Here is a 22,787-nt window from a genome sequence, read left to right as displayed (position 1 = left end):
TATATAATAAGTATATTATTGATTTACAGAAGATATGACTCTGAAAGTTATAGTTAAAAATCCGAAACTATTATTAACAAAACATTCTTAATTTCTGGATACAAAAGGTAGTTGCGGAGTAAATGAACATAATCAGTATTATAAAACAGGAGACAAAAATGTACTTCATATTGATTTTTATTCTTAAAACCATTCAAACGGCAGTCTCAACAGGTATCTTATATTTTTTTGGATTCGCTATTGATGAATTTACAAAAAATCCTTCACCCGAAAAAATTAAACTCATTATATTCTACGCTCTGCTTGAAATTCTTTTTGTAGTCATTCATCACCTATGTCAACGAGGCGTATTTTTTATGCGCAAGAAATTTGCTCTTCTTTATAGTCAAAATCTTTCAAATGCTATTTTTAATATTCCTCCTGAAGATTTTTTAGAACATGAAACAGACTATTATTTTACCGCATTTAAAGATCAAATACCTAAAATACAAACCTCATATTTACTTGGACGCATTAATATCGCTTCAAGTCTTGTAGGAATTTTACTGACAGTTTTTGTTTTGATATCATTTCATTTTAGTTTGCCGATTATTATGCTCTCGTCTTTTATAATCGGTAAATTAGTTACAAAAATCATTGAACCTCACATTGACAAAATGTCTTCTCAAGAAATTAGACTGCAAGAAGAATATAATGCAAAGACAAGCGAAAATCAAAAAGGCCTTCCCTTCTATATTTTAAACGGAAAAAGAAATCTGCTTTTTACCCGTCAAGTAAGCGCAAATAATATATTTGAAAACAAAAGCTGCAAAATAGAAATTAAAAAAACGGTTTTTGAATGGATAATGATTTTAACTTCAATGTGTTTAGCGGTAGCCGGTTTAGCATTTGCAATTTTTTTGTTTACAAAAAACAAAATAACAATCGGTATGTTGAGTTCTACAATCTTATATATGAATGTTTTTTCGCAAAAGCTTGAAGGGCTGCTTAAGCTTTTTATTGAAGTCCGTTACGGAAAAACAAGCAAAGAAAAAATAGACAAAATTATAAAAAGCAAAAGAAATAAAATTTTATCGGCAGAGGAGTTTCAAACACTTAATTTGAGCGATGTTTCTTTTTCATATAATACAAAAAACGGAGAGAGCATTCCGATTCTAAAAAATATAAACTTACAAATCAACAAGGGCGATAAAATATTATTAACGGGAAAAAGCGGCAGCGGAAAATCTACTTTGATAAAACTTATATTGAATTTACTAAAACCTAATACCGGTAAAGTATATTTTAACGATAAACTAATTTCAGATAATGAATATCCGCCGTTTTATTTTATTAATCAAAATTTTCATCTTTTTAAAACATCGATTGAAGATAATATTTTCTTTGGAGATAAAAAACAAAAAGAACCTTATGTATTTGCACGGCTTGAAAAATTTTACGATAAGGATATAACCGCATTAGATACTGACGGAGTACAAATATCCGGAGGAGAAAAAGAACGCACCTCTTTAGCTAGAGTTTTTGCAGGTTCATATAAAAATATAATTATGGATGAAACCTTTGCAGACCTTGACTTTGAAAATTATAAATTTATTCAAAATAAATTTTTGGATGATAAAGAGTTAACATATATTGAAATTTCGCATCGTGAAATTGATACCGAAAAATTTGATTATATATTTACTCTGGAAGGAGGAAAATTAAATGTTACAACTGTTAAAGAAAAATAAATTTCTATTTAGTATAACCTTTTTATTAGTTGCAATGACTGCATTTTTAAATACTTATTCATCAAAAATTTTACAGATTAGCATAGATAAGACTATTGAAGGAAATGGAAAGGTCGAATATGTTTTTCTATTTGCCGCATTCGGTTTTGCTGCAGCTCTGATATTATTTATAGAAAATTTAGCTGAAACTAAACTGCGAAAAGATTGCAGATTGACACTTAGAAACAATATCGCAAATTATATGGCTTTTGAAAACAGAATTGAATATCATCAGGACAAAACAAAATACTATGAGCTTTTTATAAACTCTTGCGATTATTTTTCTTCCGAAGCAATTTGTAATCTAATGGATGCCCTCTATAATATAAATGCAATTATATTCGGTCTCGTAACAATGTATTTTATTTTTCCTCCGTTTATTATTTTTTGTTTTGTTTCAATGGCTTTTTCTTTTTTAATGTTCAAAAAAATTGATCCTAAACTTGATGAACTCTCAAATACATTTATAGACAAAAGGTCTGATTATTATAATTACATTCAAGATATTTTAACGGGGCATTTTACTGTTTTTATTAACCGTGCAAAAAAATATTTTGTAAAACGTACAAAAAAAGAATTTGAAAATTATGAAAACTACCGATATAAATATAGCGCAAACAGAGATTTACTTTTGAATATTGTGAATTTTCCAAGTATTGTTATAAATGTTTTGATGATTATCTTTTTATTCTATTTTATTTTAAAAGGAAAAGCAACAGTCGGATCGGTTGCCGGCATACTCGGATTGAGTGCACTTATTTCAAGCAGCTTTGAAAATTTATTTTATAATATTGTTTCGATTCGATCAGGTCTTTTAATTTTGGACAAAAAATATTTTAAAGTTAAAATTCCTCTTTCGGAAACTAAAATAACCACAAAACCCCTTACTTCAATACAGATAAAAAATCTTAATTTTTCTTATGGAGATAATCCTGTCTTTACCGATTTTAACATATCACTAAAAAACGGGTTTTACTATTTGCAGGCCGAAAGCGGAAAAGGAAAGTCTACTCTAATAAAACTTATTACAAAAGAATTACCTGCCCCTGATAATTCGATTTTTATTAACGGTAAAGATATCAATTCCTATACTGAAGATGAACTTATCGGTGAAATTTCATATATTCCGCAAGAAAATTTTATTATCAATGGATCTATCGAAGAAAACTTTTTTGTTCCTATTGAACAAAAACAAAAAGAGCTTGATCTTGTCTGTGCATTTACCCTTGCAAATACTTTACATGAAAAAGGCAGCTTAGATGAAAAAAGTATTTCTGGAGGCGAAACTAGAAGACTTAACCTTGCCCGAAACCTTGATTTATCAAAAAGCGTTATCATCTTGGATGAGCCTTTTAAAAATGTAGAACGCGAAATTTACAAAAAAATAGAGCACAATCTTATGCAAATAACCGATAAAATTATTATTGCCGTTACACATGAAAAAATTGAAGACAAAAATGCAGCGGTGATAAGCATTTAACTCTCATCATAGAATGAAACAATTTTCTCCATTAGACCTTTATCAATTTCAAAAAAATGTTTTTTGTCCAGATGTTTTTTAAAATACTCGGCTCGTATTTCAGGCGTAATTTCTACTTGCAAAGATTTTTTAAAACTTGTAAAATCTTCGCTGAGTTTTTTACCGTAACTTCTAGCTTCGTCAGTATAATACAAATAATTATGACCTCTATTATCATACTCGATAAAAGTGAAAAAGTATCACAATAGATAAAGTAAGCAATACCCATGGGCAAAATAAAAAGAACAAACATAACAGCTGTTATCCATAAAATCAATTTTCTTTTTATCTCCATATAAAACCTTTTTTAAGCTATTAGTTTTACACCCATTTCTATAGCTATCTTTTTCAATTTTTTATCACAAGTCAGTAGTTTGGCATTATTTTTTCTTGCAGCAATGAGATAAAAAATATCATAAGCAGGATGTTTGTATTTTACCGCTTCTGCGTATACCTCATTACATAAAAATCTCGTATCTACAAAATCATCTATTAGATCTATGCAATATTCAATTCCTTTTTCACATTTTATTAAATCCAAATTAGAAAAAATTCTATACTTCCAAAAAACATTTGTTATTTCAGAAGGGTAAATATCCGGAGCAAGTATTATATCTGCTTCCATACAAGAATTTTTAAAAGCTTCTGCATTTTTCATGTTTAAAGCAATTTCAATTGCGGCACTGGCATCAAGAATTAAAATCAACGTTCTCTATCCTCACGCAGCAGTGCTACAGGGTCTGGAAGTTGATCAGCTTCAATGTTAAGGTCTTCCATTTTTTTAAATACAAGCTGTCTTTTACTTTTATTCCCTATCCTTTTATCAATACTATCCTGTAACATTAAAATCGTTTGTTGCCTTATAGTTCTATGCTCTTTTTTTGCAAGAAGATATATTTGTGAATAAATTTCATCTGGTAAATCATGTACTTGAAGTATAGGCATAATCCCTCCTGCCCTACATTATACCATATTTATATATATAGGGCAATCTATAAAAATATCAAATTCTATCAGCAAAATATTTCTTTTACCTTTTCTTTAAATTTATTACCGCGGTCGAATTCGTTTTTAAACATGCCGAAGGAGGCCGCTCCCGGCGATAGAATTACGACATCGCTTTTTTCTGCATTTTCTTTTAATGAAAACAAAAGAGAGTCCAAGCTGTCAAAGGGGCCATTATATTCAATAGACGTTTCTTTGAGGAGAGGAATTAAAAGGTCTGTTCCCGTTCCTGCAAGAAGATATAGGCTTTTGGCAAGATTTGCTTTTTCGGCAAGCGGAATAAAATTTAAGTTTTTATTTGTTCCGCCGCAAATTAATACGGGCGGCTTATCAAAGGCTTCTAAGGCAGCAGCAGATGCTTCGGGAATTGTAGCGGCCGTATCATTATAAAATTTTATTCCGTTTTTTTCATAAAAGAATTCCAATCGATGTTCAATACCCGAATAATCGTCCATAAATTTACGGATAAATTCGGATTGCTCTTTGATGTTATTGTCTTTTAAGATGTCGTTGCCTTTCAAATTTTCAGGCTTATGAATTTTTTGATAAAGCAGAAGAGCAAGCCCTGCGTTCAAGACATTTTGTTTAAGTTTAAGCCCTGGAACTTTTGCATCCTTTGAAAGTAAAAGCCTTTCTCCACCACTTAAATTGCAAAGGCCTTCTTGGTTCTTATTAAAAAAAACACCTCGATATTCTTTAGCCGGTTTTTTTTCACTGTACCAAAAAACATTTGCCCTTGTTTCTTCTGCAAAAATTTTTCCCCAGCCATCATCAAAATTACAGATTAAATAATCCGCTTCATCCATATTTTCATAGATTATTTTTTTATCGGCAACATATTTTTCCATTGTGCCGTACCAGTTTAAGTGGTCGGGCATTATGGGCGTAATAATCGCAATCTTAGGCTTAAGCAGTTTTTTATTTTTTAAATCGGCAAGCTGCCAACTGGAGAGCTCCAGAACTACAGGTGTATCGCAAGAGGTTTCTTCAAAAAAACTTAAAGGGCTGACTGTAATGTTCCCGCCCAAAAAAGCATTGTAGCCTAACTTTTTAAGCCCGTAATAAAGAGCACTTACCGTAGAGGACTTGCCTTTGCTTCCGGTTACCGCCAAAATCGGAGCCTTTGAAAGGGAAAGAAAAATCGAAACGTCGGACTCTATTCGTTTTGCGGCTTCTAAAAAAACATTTCCTTCAAGTTTTACGCCGGGGTTTTTGATGACAAGATCGGCTTCCCTAAAATCCTCTATTCTATGTTCACCCAACACAAATCGAATATTCTTAAAGGCAAAAAGTTTTTCGATTGACGGCCTTAATTCTTCTGAAGTTTTTAAATCGGTTACCGTAACCTCGGCTCCATATCGTGCAAAAAATTGGGCAGTCGCAAGGCCTCCCCCATTTAGACCAAGTCCCATAACGGTTACTTTTTTATTCTTTATATTTTCTAAGCTTATTTGCATAGCACCATTATAACAAAAAATTTTAGGAAGTACCAGATGAGGGGGAATGGATTGTAAGTACATAAGACTGGAATTATCGATGGAGTGGTAGAATTTGTTAATTATTTGTCATAGGGTATACAAATTTTAATGATTTTATGCTATATTTTATTGGGTGGGTGATATAATGACAACAACAAAAATAAATAATCGTCGATATTTAGGAAATAAATATAAACTGCTTCCCTTTATTACTGATGTTATATCATCGGAATGCGGTAATTTTAATAGTTTTGCCGATATTTTTGCAGGTACAGGAGCAGTTTCTTCTGCATATGCGGATAAACATCTTATTATAAATGATATTCTATACAGCAACTATCTTTGTCACCTAACATGGTTTTCCAATGAGGCATTTGATGAAAAAAAAATACAAAAATATATAGATTATTTTAACTCCGATATACCCTATGAAGAAAATTATATGACAATAAATTTCGCAAACACATATTTTTCGTCTAAAGTATGTTCAAAAATCGGCTTTATACGTGAATATATAGAAAAAGAATACAGCTTAGGAAAAATAAACGGCAAAGAAAGAGCTATGCTTATAACATCTTTATTGTATGGTCTTGATAAAATAGCGAACACATGCGGTCATTACGATGCATACAGACAAAATGTTGAACTTACCGAAGATTTTATACTCCCATGCCCTGAACCCAATATTGACTTAAAGGATAATCTATGTTTTAACAGCGATGCCAATGAACTTGTTAAAAATATTTCTGCCGATGTCGTATACATAGACCCGCCATATAATTCACGCCAGTACAGTGATGCCTACCATCTTGTTGAAAATATTGCCAGATGGGAAAAACCTGATGTTCATGGGGTTGCAAAAAAAATGGATAGATCTTCCATAAAAAGTAAGTACTGCACCCGTTCAGCACCAAAAGCATTTGAGGACTTAATAAGTGATATAAAAGCAAAATATATTGTTGTATCATATAATAATATGGCCAAAAAAGGAAATGACCGTTCAAATGCCAAAATTTCAGATACCCAATTACTTGAAACTTTAAAAACAAAAGGAAGTGTTAAAGTTTTTTCAGAGCAATTCAAGGCTTTTACAACAGGTAAATCCGAATATTTAGATAATCAAGAGAGGCTCTTTGTCTGTAAATGCAATTAAAAGAGAAAACTATAATAAAATCACCCCTTAATTTTACGGGAGGAAAATATAAGTTGCTGCCTCAACTTTTACCTTTATTTCCAAAAAAAATTACTAGTTTTATTGATCTGTTTTGTGGAGGCTGTAATGTATCATTAAATATTGATGCTGATAAAATTATTTGTAATGACAATGACGATAAACTTATTGAGCTGCTTTCATTTTTTCAAAAAAATTCTTTTACAGATCTATTTCCAAAAATAAAAAAAATTATTAATGATTATGGATTATCAGATTCACAAGAAAAAGGATATAAATTCTATCGATGTAATTCATCAGACGGCCTCGGCCGATATAACAAACTAGGGTTTCTATCTTTACGTTCATATTTTAACTCACTATCTATTAAAAACGAAGATTATTACCTCATACTTTATGTACTTATCATTTTTTCATTTAATAATCAAATAAGATTTAATAGTAGAGGACAATTTAATCTTCCTGTAGGAAAACGAGATTTTAATATCAGAATGCAAAATAAATTAAAGGTATTTTTATCTGCAATTAAACAAAAAAATATTATTTTTATGAATAATGATTTTTCACAGATAAATCCGAATGAACTAAAAAAAAGCGATTTTGTGTATGCTGATCCGCCTTATTTAATAACCTGTGCTACATATAATGAAAGAGGTTGGAATGAAATGCAAGAAAAAAAATTACTTGAATATTTAGATAATCTTACAAAAAAAAGAATTCAATTTGCTCTTTCAAATGTGATAACTACTGATAGCAAAACCAATTATATTTTAAAATACTGGTTGGAAGATAATAAAAAGTATAATTGTCACCACTTAAATTTTTCTTATAAAAATTCCAATTACCAGAAAAAAAACATTGGAAAAAGTGATGAAGTTTTGATTACAAATTATTAAAGGTGGTAAATAAATATATGAAACAACTATGGAGCTGTTCAACAACAATGAGAAACCCCGAAAGGGCTTTTCAATTTCTGTCAACAATTGCAGAAATGGAAGGTGTAGAATGGACTAAATCAGCCCAGGAAGAACTGCAAAGCCGATTAATAAAAAACCGTTATTATGTCCCTACAAAAATAGATATTCTTTCAAAAGATTTACAAGATGCCTTTAATGATTTATCTCATAATCTAACATTGGAAGAAGCTAAAGAAATTTTTTATACTCAAGATTACGAAGATCCTCCAATGAGAGGGCGGACTTCATTTGATCCGATTGAAAAAATGGGGTTGGCAGTACTTATTGAAAATAAAATTCAAATTACAGATATGGGTCAGAGATTCCTTGATGGAGAAATAGAAATAGGAGATGTGATGCTTTCATATCTTTTAAAATTTCAATATCCAAATCCCCTTATGAAAGGCTTTAAAGACTATAATACAATTCCATTTATAAATACACTCAGACTTATACGATATGTCAATGAAAAATGCCGGAAGAGAGATATCAAAGAAAAAGGAATATCAAAACTTGAATTTGGCATATTTGCACTTTCGATAACGGATTTTGAAAATGTAGAAAACATTGCAGAAAAACTTATATTGTTTCGCAACAAAATGGAAGCTTTGAAAAAAGATAAAGAAAAAAGCCTATATATTGAATCCTATATTTCAGAATATCTAAAAGATTTTAATAATCCTCAAAAAAACATTCATGAATATACCGATAATATTATCCGATGTTTGAGATTAACAAAATATATATACATACGAGGCGGAGGTTATTATATTGATTTGGAACCTCGCAGAAAAGTTGAAATAGATGCAATTCTTAATGATTTAACAGGTGAAGCTCGCTATTATTCCGTTGAATCATATCAAGCCTTTATTGGAGACTATTACGGTTATACTCTGCCTTTTGAAACAGTTTTTGAACTACAGAGAATTGCTTCCGAAATTATTTTAGAAATTAAAGATTTAAAAACAAAGCTAAATAAAACAATTTCAGAAATAATACTTCAAAAAGACATAGACAATTTAAAAAAACAAATTGAAAGTTTGCGAAAAGAACGGCTTGCTCTGCAAAATGAAATGCTTAAATACACATATGAGAATGATGTAAAAATTGATGATGCAAAAAGGGCTTTACAAAATATTTCTAAACTTGGTATAAAACCCTCTATAGCTTTAGAAAAATGGACAAATATTGCTTTAAACATTATAGACGACGCAAAACTGATAAAGCCGAATTCTCCATTAGGCGATGATAATGAACCAACATTTACCGCTCCGGCAAAAGTTCCTGATATTGAATGCTTTTACAAAAACTTTAATGCAATTTGTGAAGTAACAATGCTCACAGGTAGGGATCAATGGTTTAATGAAGGCCAGCCGGTAATGAGACATTTAAGAGAATTTGAAGACAAAAATAATGAAAAACCCAACTATTGTTTATTCATCGCACCTAAATTACATGAAGATACAATAAATACATTCTGGTTTGCCGTAAAATATGAGTATCAAGGTCAAAAACAAAAAATCATACCGCTTACAATATCTAACCTCATCGACTTGCTGGAAATTTTTAAAACAGCAAAAAAACAAGGCATTAAAATACATCATTTAGATATAATGACGCTCTATAATGCATGTGTGGATATATCCGATGTGTCTGATTCAACTGAATGGCGAACTCATATCTCTAATCAGTTATTATATTTTAAGAAGAGATTTTTAGGGTAAAGAGGTAGAAAAAAATATGGAACTGTGATAGGATTATGTAAACTATGTTATTGATAAGGGAAAATAACGATGAAATATATAGAATCAGAAGAAATTATTAAATTAGATTTTCAAAAAGAGTCTGAAAGTCCTGATATTATTTTTCACTCGCTACAAACGATGTTTAATAGTATAATCACATTACAAAATGAATTGTTAAGTAAAGTTGATCCATTGCTGGATATACAATTTATTCTTTCTGATCTAAAATATAGCTCAATAATAAGCAAATATATAAAAAAAATACTTATTCCAGATGAGGAAGATAATATAACGACTATTCCAACTGTTGAAGGAAATATTATGCAATATTTAAATGCATCACAAGATAGTGTTATTAATACTGTAAGTAATTTTGATGGTCTATTAATAAAAAACGACACATTAAATGAAATAGTAGAAAACATTTCAAAAATATCAGTAGAAACAGGCGTTAGTAAAAATGTTAATTTTCGTATGCCAAATAAAATAATAATAGCTAAATCATTAGAACAATTAGCAGATTCAACAAACATTCTTGATTTAAAAGATAAATATCACTTTATAAGAAAAAATGAAGAAAAAACTATTAGAAAGGTATATCTAAATATTGATTATGATCAGCTTAAAAATGAAATGACAGAAAAAATTATTGAAACACCTATACATATCAAGTTAAAAATAAAAATTGCAGATTTCCTTGGGCATTCTAGATGGAAATTTAAATTAGAAAATGGAAAAACTATCGATGCAAAAATATTAGATGAAGTTTGGTTAAATAAATTTCATGAAAAAAAGGAAATTCTTGGACCAGGAGATTCAATAGAAATAAAAGGAACGGTAAAAGATTATTATGATGAAACAGGCAATATGATTTATTCAGATTACATTATTAATAATGTTATAAGGATACATGAAGCAAATGACCAAAGAGAAATTAATTTCTGAAAAAAAAGCTATACAAGCAGTAATAATAGATGTTGTTTTTACTTTTTTCCCTGCATGTGTATTGATTTTCATAAAAATTAGTACTAAATCAATGGAGAATTTTTTTATACGTTCTGATTGGTCCTATATAGCAATGATACTATTTGGACAATCAATTATAAAAATGATAAATGCTATCTCTGAAAATAAAAATGACAAAAATACTATGTTAATTGTATTACATATGACTTTATTAATATGTTTTGGTTTTGTTCCCTCTGTTATTATATTAGTTTTAATTGAAACCGGATATAATCACTTGCTAATAATAATATTACAATTTGTTTGGTTAATAATATCCGTATTAACTCATTTTTTATTTGGTTGTATAAGTTATATACTTAGTAAAAATAAAACAATAAAGAATTCTGATTTTATACAGTATTAGTATATTTACAATATGACAAATGCCTATTTTATCATATTGTAAAATACCAATTTTTTATTCATATCATTGTCTATGAAATTTATAGTGAAATATATTTTGAAATTGTATTCTAGCTCTTTATTACTTAATATCATTACTACAGCTAAAAAGTTGATATTTTTAAGTTTCTTGTTATATATAATTTATATTATCTACTTTCGCACTCAAAGAGATAAACTCACTATTTCACGGCATATCAAAAATATTTTACCGAAGGTAAATTACAAACTGTCTCAACTGTTGCAAATTTTGCAACAGTTCAAAATGAAGAGAATCGTCTGGTAGAATGTGAATAGACTACTACAACCTTAATTTTTTATGATCTTCAACCATTAGACTATATGAAATAGCGGTATCTTTCCGTAAAATTCACGAAAAATTACGAAAATACACGAAAACAGACTTGACAAATCATAAAAAACTATTTATCATTAAGAAAACCCTTTAAAAAAAGGAGAATCTTTACTTTATGAATAAAGCTTATAAGCATTTTTTTATGGCTATGGCAGCTCTTGCCCTTGTGTCGGCTATGACATCATTGGTTGTACCCTTTCTGTTAAGTTTTTGGGCAAAGACCGATGTTGAGATGAATTTAAAAAGATTTTTTATTGTTATATCGGTGTTGGTACTGATGTTCTTACTTAAAACCGCTATAATTTTTTTGCGTGAAAATTTTGCAAAACATTTTAATATAAAAAATGCAAAAAACATTATTGAAAAAATTTTAAGGTTAAAATATGATACGATTATTTCTCAAGGGAATATGAATTTGGTTGAGCGGATGGCACAGGCTGTAAACAATATGTACATATATATGACGGGAGATGCCGTTCGGATATGGTCAAGCATAATTTCAACAATAATTATTTTAATCGCAATATTTTTTGATAATTTCATTATAGGTTTGATACTGCTTGTTTTAATTCCAATAAATTATTTAGGTTATAAATCCTTGAATGCCGAATTAAAAAAGCGCTCTCAAGTTATGCAAACAAGTACTGCAACGGGATTCCAAGAAATACTTTCAGTTGTAAACCAAACAGATTATTTAAAACAATGCCCCGATTATGATATTGTACTAAACCAATTACAACCCGCATTGGATAAAATTTACGGAAGCATGGCTCAAGTAAACAAATATGCTCAAACTTCTTCATCGTTTATATCATCGCTTAATTCAATGCTGCAAACGGTTTGTATTTTACTTGTTATGTACAATTATCTAAGCGGAGAAAATCAAGTTTTACCGGTTGTAATTTATACAATTGTACTTCCTTTATTTTTTTCCAATATCAGTATAATTACAAATATTAATTTAAACAAAAATAATCTAAAAGTCTCGCAAGAATTTATTGCATTTTTAGATTCGGAACAAGAAAAAGATTCAAATGAGACAATCAGATCGATTGAAAAAATAGAATTTGATATAGGTGCAATACAAATAGGAGAAGAAATATTTAAGGCCAATATAAAAGATAAATTTATAAAAGGTGACATTGTTTGGGTACAGGGAAAAAGCGGCTCGGGAAAGTCAAGTTTAATGAAACAACTTGTAAAATTTAGAAAGACATCAGAAATTTTAATAAATGAGAAACCGATTTCTTCTATTAATAATACTTGTATCAGGTCTCTTATTGATTATATCCCGCAAAATAATTCAATTATAAACGGAACAATTCGTGATAATTTATTTTTAAACAAACATCATTCAAATGAAACTGAAGAAGCACTAAAGAAAAGCGATCTCCTTTCTACAATTTTACAAAACAAAAACTTTGATACAATGATAATGGATATGGGCGCTAACCTTTCAGGAGGAGAAAAACAAAAACTTGCCATAGCCCGAAGTTTATATTCAGATGCAGAAGTTTTAATCTTTGATGAGGTTACGGCTAATATTGATACTGAAAGCACCTCCCTAATTTTAAACGCAATAAAAAATATTTGTAAGAATAAAATAGTCTTTATAATTTCACATGAAGCATTACCTGAAAATTTTGCCAATAAAGTTATACGGATGGAATAAAACTTACAATGCCCGATTGCAATCAAAGAAATTTTATTGTAAAATTAAAATAGGACTAGGGGAAAAAATTTGGAAAAATTATATACAATGAATCAGATAGCCGAGATGCTCGAACTCAGTGTAAGGACAATTCAAAATTATTTAAAAGAAGGAAAACTTACAGGAAAAAAAATAGGTTCTCAGTGGCGTTTTACCGAAAAAGACCTTGAACGGCTTTTTTCGGACGAGAGTTTTATTGATGAAAAAAATATCGATGAAAACCATAGATTACAAGAATTTTTAAAAAAAGATTCCGTTAACAAACCTGAAATCTTTTCAATTCTAAATTATCCGTATAAGAAAGATTTTAAACTAAAAGAATTAATGAAAAAAATAAATGAAAATATCGAGAAAGCAAATAAATGCCGGTTTTATTTTGCCTCAACAGCAAACACTTTTAAATTTTTTTTGGAAGGGGATATTGAATCAGTTATCAACTTACAAAAAATAATAGATGAAAATTTTAAGTTTTAACCTTAATATTACACAAATATAGAGAGTATTCCACGGATCCCTTGACTATATATGCAAAATAATGTATTTTATAAACATATTGGAGATTATTTTATGATAAAAAGACACAAATTAATAGGATTTGCGGCTGTTGCAGCGTTTTTTTTGCTGCTATCTTGTAAAAACAACCTTTCACCGGAAATCCCTGTTGAGGACATTATTATTTCGCCACATAATGAAGGCGAAATTTCTATTGTAAGCGGTATGTCAAAAAACATAACCGTGAAAATCATACCTGAAAATGCGACAAATAAAACACTAGCATATTCTTCAACACCCGGTGAGGTCGCAGCCATTGACAGCTCCGGTTCAATTAGAGCAGGCAAAGTCGGAAATGCGGTCATCAAAATAACGGCAGCAAACGGCGTAAAAAGAGAGATCAAGGTTACCGTTGTGCAGGACCAGAATTCTGTTGCTTCCATTGAGTTTGAGGAGCAGCCTGCAGATCCTGTTGAATTGATTATCGGCGAGTCTTATGAACTCAAGTTGAAGGTAATGCCGGAGACTGCCGCTAATAAAACGCTGAATATCACTTCATCTAATGATAGTGTAGCATGGCCGAATGGCGATGGGAACCGATGGATAAAAGCCGATGGTGCTGTCGGAGAAGCAACTGTAACCATAACCTCTGCGGATAATTCCTCTATCAAAAAAGAGGTTCGTTTTAAGACGAAGGAAAAACCCACAGGACCCTCAATTAGCATAGAAACACTAGACGTTGAGTATGAAAGTGATGAAGCCAATATTACCGTTGCGGTAAAAACGCTTGACGGCAAGCTTGCGTATACGCCTGAGGTCGTAGGAGGCGGAACAGGTGAAAAGGCATGGCTTACCTTTGTTAGTAAAGTCAATACGGATGCAAACACAGATACGGTACATTTAAGTCTTAAGAAAAACAAAACCGTATGGGATAGAACGGCATACATCAAATTTAAAGATAATAATACAAATGAATATATCATTTCTGCAGGTAAGCATCTGGAAGTAAACCTTACCCAAAAAGCAACCAAGAATCCAACCGTAACGATAAAGTGGGTTGATGGCATAGGTGAGCCGACACAGGCTGAAAAGAAGAAAATTCCTGTTTATGGTGGCGAAAAGAAAGTTTATTGGGATGATGATAAGATTTTTTGGTGGAATGAAACCAATGAAACAAAATGGTTTAACAATAGAAAGGCGCAGCCCGTGGGTGCCGTTGCTCCTGACGGCGGCGATGGAAACCAGTGCTGGGGTAAAACCGCTTCCAATATGTTGCATTGGTGGTTTGTACAGAATAAAGAAAACATAGACAATTACATAACAAAGAAAAATATAACAGGTGCTGAAAAAAATAAGTATCAAGATTTTTACAACCGGAATTATTCCGATAGTCAAGAGCCGGAGAAAAGTTATATAGCAAAAACTTTCAGGACAAAGGCACATAACGGAGCTAAAGGAGATTATATTATAAGCGGACTTTCATGGTATTTGTATGGTAATGAAACGGCAAAAATATCAAGACCAGGGAAAGATGCCCCGGCCTTGTTCACAGACGTTTTTAGCAAAGAAAACACGCCTATTGAAAGAATAAATGTGCATGGTAAAGACAATTTTAATGAAATAATATCTAGTGCTCTTAGATCTAAGAAAGCAATCGGGATAGATATATGGGGTACAAAAGGTGGAAATGAGTATGGTCACGCCATAACGCTTTGGGGTGCCGGCTTTGATGAAGAAGGAAATATCCTTATAATTTATGTTGTTGACAACAATTTTAAAGAGAATAGAATATTTCCATATGGAATCTGGTATAAAGAGGGTAAACCGTATTTATTTAACTACGGCGTAAATGGTTTTGTGCAAGATAGGTATGTAGGCCAAGTAACCACCCTCGATAAAGGTGAAGCCCAGTGGCAAGAATGGTTTGATAACAATCCGTAAGCCAAAAAATAAAGGGCTTGGGGCCGGTCTTTTGTTTATAAGGTTTTTACAGATACCCTATAACAAAAGACCGAGCCGCCGGCCTAATTTTAGCCGACCAAGCCTATGGTAATACCAATTATCATTATATTGAAAAAATCAATAAATAAGGAGCCGACTATAGGAACAACAAAGAATGCTATTTTTGAATAGCCGTATTTTTCACATATAGAGCCCATATTAGCCATGGCGTTAGGGGTTGCGGCAAAACCGAAACCGATGTGTCCCGCCGTGATAACCGCAGCATCGTAATCTCCGCCCATAACCTTAAAGGTAACAAAACGGGTGTAAAAATACAAAAGAACGATTTGTGCACTTAAAATAATCATCAGAGGGATAGCCAAACTTACCAGCTGCCAAAGTTTTAGCGAAACAAGAGCTAAAGCCAAAAACATATTCAAAGAAATATTTCCGAGTGCATCAATTTCATCCATATTTACCTTGAATTTTTTTGAGGTATCTGCAATGTTCCGTATAACGGCAGCACAAATCATCGCCCCGATATAAATGGGGAATTTAAATTTGGGCGACAACGAATTAAGATGATTGGTAACAAAAAGACCAAAACCTGAGGCCAGAACTAAAAGCATAAATGACATTAAAAGCTTTTCACTGCTAAGATGCTTTTCAGAACTGGTTTTTGAGTTATCTACTTCACCTTTTGCGGAGGCTTTGTGAATAACTTCTTCTTGAACCGTTACGACTTCCTGAGCTTCTTCTCTGCCTTTTGTGGGATTAAAGAATAGCCTTTTTATAAAGCTCGGATGAAACGTTTCAACTTTCTGAACAACTTTTGTTGTTTTTATGATGTTTCCCGATTCATCAATTCTTACCCTTTCGGAGGAACTTGAAGGCCCTAAGCCGTATTTTTTTATCAGGCGGTTTCCGACGGGGCCGCCTAAGATGGAGCTTATCAAAGAGCCGAAGGTGGGAACGGCTACTGCGAGGGATAAGGCTCCCAGAGTGCTTTCCGGATCAACAATCGGTGCAAAGGAGGCCGCTGTACCGAACCCCCCTGTAAAGGATGTTGAACCCAGCATGACGGCGAGCATCGGACTAAAGTTTATAAGCCTTGCGGCTCCTTGAGCTACAACATTTTGCAAAATAGCAAAAACGATAGCTACAGCCAAAAAGATAAAAACTTTTTTCCCGCCGTCTCTTAAAATCGAAAACCCTGCATTATAACCCACAGAGGTAAAAAACATCACCATCCAATAGGTTTGCAGGGTTGTGTCAAATTCGAAGTCGAGTACTTTTGTTACGTGAAGTGCTAACGAAATCAGCGCAAACAAAAAGCCGCCCACTATCGGGGCAGGTATACAATACTTTTGAAAAAACTCAAACTTCGCCTTAATGAATCGTCCGACAAGCAACCAAGCGATTGCAAAACCGAGCGACTGGTACATATTCATATGAATTACCATAACTCCTCTCCTTTTGCGTGCGTCTAACGCAATTCGGGATGCAAGAGTGAGTATAGGCTTTTTATATGAAGATGTCAATCTATGGATACAACATCTATCGATACAAAATCTTTGTCTTCGGAGGCTTTAGAAAAACCGATTGCTTTTCGGAATAAATAGTAGTATAATATAGCTCTATTGAAGGATAACTTTATGCTGAAAACCTTATCAAAAAGCCTTCGGGAATATAAAAGAACGTCCGTGATCGCAGTGCTGCTGACAATCACGGAGGTTGTATTTGAAATTATTATCCCTTCCTGTATGGCGTATTTAATTGATTTTGGAATTGAGCTCGGTGCAATGGAAACCGTGTTTAAGTACGGTGCGATGCTTTTGCTCTTTGCAATTATTCAATTGCTGACAGGCGTTTTTTCATCGGTTACAGCGGCAAAGGCTTCGGCAGGATTTGCTGCAAACCTTCGGCAAGATATGTACGCTAATGTTCAGACCTTTTCTTTTTCCAATATCGATAAATTTTCAACTTCTTCTATTATAACACGGCTTACCACCGATGTAACGAATGTGCTCAATTCTTATCAGATGCTTGTAAAGCTCGCTGTGCGCGCTCCCGGTATGATGATTTTTGCGATGATTGCATCGTTTAGAATCAGTCCTAAAATTTCCATGATATTCCTATGTATGATTCCGCTGCTGGGACTCGGCATCTTTTTGATTATCAGTAAAGTGCACCCGATATTCAGAAATGTTTTTAAGACCTACGATAAGCTCAACAATGTCGTGCAGGAAAATGTGCGCGGAGTACGGGCGGTAAAGTCCTTTAACCGGCAGCAGTACGAAATTGAAAAGTTTGAAAAAATTTCGGAATCTATTTACCGAGGTTTTTCAAAAGGGGAGAGGTATATCACTCTGATGATGCCGATGGCACAGCTATGTATTTATACCTGTATGATTTTGATTTCATGGTTCGGCGCGAGGGAGATTGTCGCAAGCGGCAACAATGCGGCACAGGGCTTAACCACCGGATCGCTGATGGCTCTTTTTTCGTATGCAACACAGATTATGATGAGCTTGATGATGTTCTCCATGGTCTTTGTGATGATCACGATTTCCCGCTCATCTGCGGAACGCATTGCCGAAATTTTAAATGAACGCTCTACCATCCAAAACCCTGAACATCCTGTGATGGAGGTAAAGGACGGAAGTATATGCTTTACCGATGCCGATTTTATGTATCGTGCCGGTGCAGATAAAAAAGTTATTACCAATGCAAACATTTCAATCAATTCGGGAGAAACGGTTGGAATTATCGGAGGCACCGGTTCTTCCAAGACTTCTTTTGTGCAGCTCATTCCCCGCTTGTACGACGTTACTTCCGGTTCGGTCAGCGTAGGCGGCGTGAACGTAAAAGACTATGATGTAAAAACTCTGCGGGATGCGGTTGCCATGGTTTTACAGAAAAACGAATTATTCTCAGGTACGGTGAAAGATAATTTGAAGTGGGGCAATGAACACGCAAGCGATGAAGAAATTGCCGAGGCCTGCCGCCTTGCCTGTGCCGACGAATTTGTCGAAGCAATGCCGGATGCTTATAATTCCCGTATAGAGCAGGGCGGAACAAATGTTTCGGGCGGACAAAAACAGAGGCTCTGTATTGCGCGGGCTCTTTTAAAAAGACCTAAGATTTTAATCCTCGATGATTCTACCAGTGCGGTGGACACCAAGACGGATGCTCTGATTCAAAAATCATTTAAAGAGTTCCTTCCGGAAACAACAAAGATTATTATTGCACAGCGGATTTCTTCCGTGCAGCATGCGGATAAAATCCTCGTATTCGATAAGGGTTCAATTACTGCGGTAGGTACGCATGACGAACTGCTGCAGACTAGCGCCATCTATAAAGAAGTCTTTGAAACTCAACAAAAAGGACATGAATAATATGAAACCCATTAATGCAACAAAACCGGAAATGAAGCTTTCCATGCCGGCCGTCAAACGCCTTCTTTCCTACCTTAGACAATATAAAACCGTCCTTACGGTTGTTACGGTCTGTATTTTATTAAGCGCAGGAGCAACTGCATCAGCAGCTTTGTTCCTGCAAGTATTGATTGACCGGTATATTATGCCGCTTCTTGCACAAAGCACTCCGGTGTTTAGCGGACTTTTACGGGTGCTCATCTTTATGGCGGCGATTTACGGCACCGGTGTTCTCTGTTCGTGGATTTATAATCGCCTGATGATTAAGGTTGCACAGCGAACTCTCAAGCGTATTCGAGATGAAATGTTCTCTAAGATGCAGCGCTTCCCTCTGCGGTATTTTGACACGCACACTCACGGAGATATTATGAGCCGCTATACCAATGATACCGACACACTCCGGCAGATGATTACGCAGTCGATGCCTCAGCTGGTTTCTTCTATGTGTACGGTTGTTACAGTTTTCTTTGCAATGCTGTATCAGAGCGTGTATCTTACGATTATCGTTGTCGCTTCTATCTTTTCTATTTTAAAAGTGATTAAGTTTATCGCAAAAAAAAGCGGCTTTTATTTTGTACGGCAGCAGGAAACGCTCGGACAGCTGAACGGCTATGTTGAAGAAATGATTAACGGACAAAAGGTAATTAAAGTGTTCTGCCGGGAAGAAGCGGTCAAAGCCGATTTTCATGAAAAAAATGCCGCATGGCAGGAAAGCGCCTCAAAGGCAAACTCCTATGCGAATATCATCATGCCTTTTATGAATGCGCTGGGATATTTTCAGTATGTGATTGTCGCTCTTGTCGGTGCATGGTTCGCAATTGCAAAAATACCTAATCCGACTATCGCCGGTATCAATACGCTGACGCTTGGTACCATCGCTTCGTTTTTAACGCTGTCGAGGAATTTTACCAATCCTATTTCTCAGCTTTCAAATCAGCTCAATTCGGTTATCAATGCCGTTGCAGGAGCCTCGCGTATTTTTTCACTTATGGACGAAACTCCGGAGGAAGATGCCGGTACCGTTACGCTCGTAAACGCACGGGAAGAAGCCGGTACACTGACCGAAACTGCGGAGCACACCGGGGTATGGGCTTGGAAAGAAATGCACGAGGACGGCAGCATTACATTAACAAGGCTTACCGGTAAGGTGATTTTTGAGCATGTCGACTTCGGATACTCACCCGATAAAAAAGTTTTAAAAGACATAAACCTCTTTGCAGAGCGGGGACAGAAGGTCGCATTTGTCGGGGCAACAGGTGCGGGCAAAACAACAATTACCAATTTGATCAACCGCTTTTATGATATTAACAAAGGAACTATCACCTACGACGGAATACCGATTACCCATATAAAGAAAGAAGACCTGCGCAGCTCACTCGGTATCGTATTGCAAGAGGTTAATTTATTTACCGGCACCATTATGGAAAATATCCGTTTTGGCAACTTGGATGCAACCGACGAACAGTGTATTGAAGCGGCAAAACTTGCCAATGCACACAATTTTATTACAATGCTTCCACATGGTTATGACACGGTTATTGAAGGAAATAAAAACTCTCTTTCGCAAGGGCAGCGCCAGCTATTGTCCATCGCCCGCGCCGCAGTCTCCGACCCGCCCGTCATGATTTTGGACGAAGCAACATCTTCAATCGACACCCGAACCGAAGCTCTTATCCAAAAAGGTATGGATAGCCTGATGGAAGGCAGAACCGTTTTCGTCATCGCTCACCGTCTTTCCACCGTTATGAATTCCGATGTTATCATGGTCTTGGATCACGGTGAAATCATCGAGCGCGGCACACACACCTCCCTGCTGGAGAAGAAGGGGGTATACTACCGACTATACACCGGAGCATTTGAGCTCGATTAAGTCTTTGACAAATATGCTGGCATCTGCGTTGTCGCTACGCCGAAATAAATACTCAACGTATACCCGATACGCCTCCGTTTTATTTCGGCTAGGCTCCTAGCATCTACCTAGCCTATTTGTCAAAGTGCTTACAGAAAAGGCGGGGCATCTACTGCGTCGTTACACAAAATGTAAATACTTTTTGTTGACCGGTAATAGTTTTGTTTTACTGAAAGCGGAGCTTGGCAAAGAGATGGTTGAAAAAGAGTGACAATATTGTTAAAATTGAAACGGAGGATAAAATATGAAAAAAATCATGCTTTTATCGGCGGCCATTTTATTTATTGGAACAATTGCCGCGGCACAAACAAAGGCGGCGGTGCACGCCTTTAAAGTCGAAGAACAAAGTTTTCAAAGAAACGGCATGAAAATATACGGGAAACTTTTTCTTCCCGATAGCGCATCGCCTGTGCCCTTAGTAATCCTTTCGCACGGATTCGGCGGAAACCATGGCGGTGTTAAAGGCTATGCTGCGGCTTTTGCGGAACAGGGTATTGCTGCATACATTTTTGACTTTATCGGCGGCGGCAATCATATCAAAAGCGATGGAAAAATGACGGAAATGTCGGTGCTTACCGAGGCCGAAGATTTGACGGTCATTCTCGATAACTTAAAAGCCGACTCTCGTTTTAAGCCTGAACAAATCTTTTTATTAGGAGAAAGCCAAGGCGGATTTGTTTCAACTTATATTGCCGCACTGCGCCCCGCCGATGTAGCGGGCTTGGTTTTATTATATCCTGCTTTCGTGTTGCATGATTACGTTCGGCGGCGCACTCCCGATCCGGAACGGATTCCCGACACAATGAAGCTGCTGGGAAAAACCATAGGGCGCATTTATAATGAGGATGTACTGTCCTTTGATATTTATACATTGATGCCCCGGTATTCAGGCAAAACGCTCATCATTCACGGAACAGCCGACTCGCTTGTACCGCTGTCGTATTCGGAACGGGCGATTAAAACCTTCCCCGACGCGAAGCTCATAAAGCTTGACGGAGCAAAGCACGTCTTTTACGGAGACATGATGCAGAAAGCAGCGGAAGATGCGGTAAAATTTGTACAAAGTATAATCGGCGAGAAAAGGTCTCAGGGTAGGTAAAAATTTTCTCTAACAATCGACAGCTTAGGGCGAACTCCTATAATTTGTATTTTACAAACAAAGCAATTTTATAGTTTTACTAAACCGTTACAATCTCATCAACTGCGCTCAATAAGCTTAAAGAGGTCTGTATATTCTCGTTTTTGCTGATATATACTTCCAACTCGGCATCGTCTTCGGGGAGGTCGTCAACAAAGCCCGGATCCATGTGCATTAAAAACCGGTACTGACCGTTTGCATCCCGATATGTAACCGCTTCGCCGTCTTCGGAGCCTTGATACTCGCGAAAGACGGAAAAGCCTTGTTTTTCCAACACGGCTTTCACACGCAAAAAGTTCCTCTCGCGCTTTTCGATATAAGTTTTAAGTTCGTTGTTTCCGATTAAGTAGGCATCGACGAGTGTGCATCCTTCAAAGGTGTTTGCTTGCCCGTCATCAAAGGCTTCAACCTCAATCGCAATAGCTTCGGCTTCGTCATCGGCAAACGAAAACTTCGATAATGGAAATTTTTTCTTTCCATAAGCTATTTCAACGAGGTCGCCTAAGGCTGCAACATGCAATTTACCTAAGACGCCATACTCATCGCCGGAATACACTTCAAAGCCCGGAATTTTTTCCAAAAAAGCTTTTATGTTGGCTTCGGAATCAAAAGCTCCAATGAGGTGTTCCCTGCCGCTTTCCATCAATTTTAATAAAAACATTTTTTCTCCTCCCTTACATTAAAAGAAAGAATTTTACAGACATAGCTATTACATTGGTACCGTTATCGCATTGCGCTAAAAGCGGGAATT

Annotated in this window: 19 protein-coding genes; 13 read left to right on the top strand and 6 right to left on the bottom strand. The window is 34.7% G+C overall.

The genetic code is table 11. From position 1 onward, the window contains the following. Nucleotides 1-158: 158 nt before the first annotated feature. Both HO345_RS12455 and HO345_RS12450 read left to right on the top strand, forming a co-directional pair. Complete coding sequence (locus HO345_RS12455; RefSeq protein WP_253683178.1) at nucleotides 159-1,730, top strand: ATP-binding cassette domain-containing protein; 1,572 nt, start codon at nucleotides 159-161, stop codon at nucleotides 1,728-1,730. Then, on the top strand, nucleotides 1,705-3,249 hold the full coding sequence (locus tag HO345_RS12450; protein WP_253683177.1) for an ATP-binding cassette domain-containing protein: 1,545 nt from the start codon (nucleotides 1,705-1,707) through the stop codon (nucleotides 3,247-3,249). Before HO345_RS12455 ends, HO345_RS12450 begins: the two co-directional genes overlap by 26 nt. Here the strand turns inward: HO345_RS12450 and HO345_RS12445 are convergent. The 4 genes from HO345_RS12445 to murD all read right to left on the bottom strand — a co-directional run bounded on the left by HO345_RS12445 (nucleotide 3,246) and on the right by murD (nucleotide 5,750). Continuing rightward, the gene (locus HO345_RS12445; RefSeq protein ID WP_253683176.1) at nucleotides 3,246-3,443 is read right to left on the bottom strand and encodes a hypothetical protein; all 198 of its coding nucleotides are present in this window, start codon (nucleotides 3,441-3,443) and stop codon (nucleotides 3,246-3,248) included. The genes HO345_RS12450 and HO345_RS12445 overlap by 4 nt on opposite strands. Before the next feature lie 152 nt (nucleotides 3,444-3,595). Further along, nucleotides 3,596-3,994 carry a type II toxin-antitoxin system VapC family toxin gene (locus HO345_RS12440; protein ID WP_253683175.1) on the bottom strand — a complete coding sequence of 133 codons (399 nt, stop codon included), beginning with the start codon at nucleotides 3,992-3,994 and terminating at the stop codon, nucleotides 3,596-3,598. Further along, on the bottom strand, nucleotides 3,991-4,233 hold the full coding sequence (locus HO345_RS12435; protein WP_253683174.1) for a hypothetical protein: 243 nt from the start codon (nucleotides 4,231-4,233) through the stop codon (nucleotides 3,991-3,993). The genes HO345_RS12440 and HO345_RS12435 overlap by 4 nt, the downstream gene beginning before the upstream one ends. 68 nt (nucleotides 4,234-4,301) lie before the next feature. After that, nucleotides 4,302-5,750: a UDP-N-acetylmuramoyl-L-alanine--D-glutamate ligase gene (murD, locus tag HO345_RS12430; RefSeq protein ID WP_253683173.1), complete on the bottom strand. Its 1,449-nt coding sequence runs from the start codon at nucleotides 5,748-5,750 to the stop codon at nucleotides 4,302-4,304. Between the two features lie 166 nt (nucleotides 5,751-5,916). Between murD and HO345_RS12425 the strand changes: the two genes are divergently transcribed. The 8 genes from HO345_RS12425 (at nucleotide 5,917) to HO345_RS12390 (ending at nucleotide 15,552) form a co-directional block, all read left to right on the top strand. Beyond that, nucleotides 5,917-6,924 carry a DNA adenine methylase gene (locus HO345_RS12425; RefSeq protein ID WP_253683172.1) on the top strand — a complete coding sequence of 336 codons (1,008 nt, stop codon included), beginning with the start codon at nucleotides 5,917-5,919 and terminating at the stop codon, nucleotides 6,922-6,924. Beyond that, on the top strand, nucleotides 6,915-7,838 hold the full coding sequence (locus HO345_RS12420) for a Dam family site-specific DNA-(adenine-N6)-methyltransferase (protein WP_253683171.1): 924 nt from the start codon (nucleotides 6,915-6,917) through the stop codon (nucleotides 7,836-7,838). Before HO345_RS12425 ends, HO345_RS12420 begins: the two co-directional genes overlap by 10 nt. A gap of 239 nt (nucleotides 7,839-8,077) precedes the next feature. Further along, a complete protein-coding gene (locus tag HO345_RS12415) occupies nucleotides 8,078-9,622 on the top strand; it encodes an AlwI family type II restriction endonuclease (protein WP_253683170.1) in 1,545 nt (514 codons plus the stop codon). Between the two features lie 69 nt (nucleotides 9,623-9,691). Further along, nucleotides 9,692-10,588: a hypothetical protein gene (locus tag HO345_RS12410; RefSeq protein ID WP_253683169.1), complete on the top strand. Its 897-nt coding sequence runs from the start codon at nucleotides 9,692-9,694 to the stop codon at nucleotides 10,586-10,588. Next, a complete protein-coding gene (locus tag HO345_RS12405; RefSeq protein WP_002692378.1) occupies nucleotides 10,563-11,015 on the top strand; it encodes a hypothetical protein in 453 nt (150 codons plus the stop codon). The genes HO345_RS12410 and HO345_RS12405 overlap by 26 nt, the downstream gene beginning before the upstream one ends. Nucleotides 11,016-11,523: 508 nt before the next feature. Then, the gene (locus tag HO345_RS12400; protein WP_253683168.1) at nucleotides 11,524-13,080 is read left to right on the top strand and encodes an ATP-binding cassette domain-containing protein; all 1,557 of its coding nucleotides are present in this window, start codon (nucleotides 11,524-11,526) and stop codon (nucleotides 13,078-13,080) included. A gap of 69 nt (nucleotides 13,081-13,149) precedes the next feature. Further along, nucleotides 13,150-13,593 carry a helix-turn-helix domain-containing protein gene (locus HO345_RS12395; protein ID WP_002681368.1) on the top strand — a complete coding sequence of 148 codons (444 nt, stop codon included), beginning with the start codon at nucleotides 13,150-13,152 and terminating at the stop codon, nucleotides 13,591-13,593. Between the two features lie 93 nt (nucleotides 13,594-13,686). After that, the gene (locus tag HO345_RS12390; protein ID WP_253683167.1) at nucleotides 13,687-15,552 is read left to right on the top strand and encodes an IdeS/Mac family cysteine endopeptidase; all 1,866 of its coding nucleotides are present in this window, start codon (nucleotides 13,687-13,689) and stop codon (nucleotides 15,550-15,552) included. Nucleotides 15,553-15,641: 89 nt separating this feature from the next. Here HO345_RS12390 and HO345_RS12385 read toward each other — a convergent pair whose 3' ends face one another. Continuing rightward, on the bottom strand, nucleotides 15,642-17,015 hold the full coding sequence (locus tag HO345_RS12385) for a sodium/glutamate symporter (protein ID WP_253683166.1): 1,374 nt from the start codon (nucleotides 17,013-17,015) through the stop codon (nucleotides 15,642-15,644). Between the two features lie 192 nt (nucleotides 17,016-17,207). Here HO345_RS12385 and HO345_RS12380 point away from each other — a divergent pair, with 192 nt between their 5' ends. From HO345_RS12380 to HO345_RS12370, 3 genes are all read left to right on the top strand, one after another. Next, nucleotides 17,208-18,950 (top strand): ABC transporter ATP-binding protein, encoded by a 1,743-nt coding sequence (locus HO345_RS12380; protein ID WP_253683165.1) that lies wholly within the window; start codon nucleotides 17,208-17,210, stop codon nucleotides 18,948-18,950. Nucleotide 18,951: 1 nt separating this feature from the next. Next, nucleotides 18,952-20,859, top strand: coding sequence for an ABC transporter ATP-binding protein (locus HO345_RS12375; protein ID WP_253683164.1), 1,908 nt, complete (start codon nucleotides 18,952-18,954; stop codon nucleotides 20,857-20,859). Nucleotides 20,860-21,142: 283 nt separating this feature from the next. Then, entirely contained in the window at nucleotides 21,143-21,997 is an 855-nt protein-coding gene (locus HO345_RS12370) for an alpha/beta hydrolase (RefSeq protein WP_253683163.1), read from the top strand. Between the two features lie 79 nt (nucleotides 21,998-22,076). On the opposite strand, the gene HO345_RS12365 is transcribed toward HO345_RS12370, so the two are convergent. Beyond that, complete coding sequence (locus HO345_RS12365) at nucleotides 22,077-22,697, bottom strand: hypothetical protein (RefSeq protein ID WP_253683162.1); 621 nt, start codon at nucleotides 22,695-22,697, stop codon at nucleotides 22,077-22,079. Between the last annotated feature and the right edge of the window lie 90 nt (nucleotides 22,698-22,787).

Origin of the sequence: Treponema denticola (genome assembly GCF_024181645.1) — a bacterium.
GTDB lineage: Bacteria > Spirochaetota > Spirochaetia > Treponematales > Treponemataceae > Treponema_B > Treponema_B denticola_A.
This window is presented reverse-complemented; position numbering and strand designations above follow the sequence as displayed.

Excerpts from the sequence above, each read along its gene's own strand:
- HO345_RS12455 (WP_253683178.1), top strand. The coding sequence starts at position 159 with ATGTACTTCATATTGATTTTTATTCTTAAAACCATTCAAACGGCAGTC.
- HO345_RS12450 (WP_253683177.1), top strand. The coding sequence starts at position 1,705 with ATGTTACAACTGTTAAAGAAAAATAAATTTCTATTTAGTATAACCTTT.
- HO345_RS12435 (WP_253683174.1), bottom strand. The coding sequence starts at position 4,233 with ATGCCTATACTTCAAGTACATGATTTACCAGATGAAATTTATTCACAA.
- murD (WP_253683173.1), bottom strand. The coding sequence starts at position 5,750 with ATGCAAATAAGCTTAGAAAATATAAAGAATAAAAAAGTAACCGTTATG.
- HO345_RS12425 (WP_253683172.1), top strand. The coding sequence starts at position 5,917 with ATGACAACAACAAAAATAAATAATCGTCGATATTTAGGAAATAAATAT.
- HO345_RS12420 (WP_253683171.1), top strand. The coding sequence starts at position 6,915 with ATGCAATTAAAAGAGAAAACTATAATAAAATCACCCCTTAATTTTACG.
- HO345_RS12410 (WP_253683169.1), top strand. The coding sequence starts at position 9,692 with ATGAAATATATAGAATCAGAAGAAATTATTAAATTAGATTTTCAAAAA.
- HO345_RS12405 (WP_002692378.1), top strand. The coding sequence starts at position 10,563 with ATGACCAAAGAGAAATTAATTTCTGAAAAAAAAGCTATACAAGCAGTA.
- HO345_RS12400 (WP_253683168.1), top strand. The coding sequence starts at position 11,524 with ATGAATAAAGCTTATAAGCATTTTTTTATGGCTATGGCAGCTCTTGCC.
- HO345_RS12390 (WP_253683167.1), top strand. The coding sequence starts at position 13,687 with ATGATAAAAAGACACAAATTAATAGGATTTGCGGCTGTTGCAGCGTTT.
- HO345_RS12385 (WP_253683166.1), bottom strand. The coding sequence starts at position 17,015 with ATGGTAATTCATATGAATATGTACCAGTCGCTCGGTTTTGCAATCGCT.
- HO345_RS12380 (WP_253683165.1), top strand. The coding sequence starts at position 17,208 with ATGCTGAAAACCTTATCAAAAAGCCTTCGGGAATATAAAAGAACGTCC.
- HO345_RS12375 (WP_253683164.1), top strand. The coding sequence starts at position 18,952 with ATGAAACCCATTAATGCAACAAAACCGGAAATGAAGCTTTCCATGCCG.
- HO345_RS12370 (WP_253683163.1), top strand. The coding sequence starts at position 21,143 with ATGAAAAAAATCATGCTTTTATCGGCGGCCATTTTATTTATTGGAACA.
- HO345_RS12365 (WP_253683162.1), bottom strand. The coding sequence starts at position 22,697 with ATGTTTTTATTAAAATTGATGGAAAGCGGCAGGGAACACCTCATTGGA.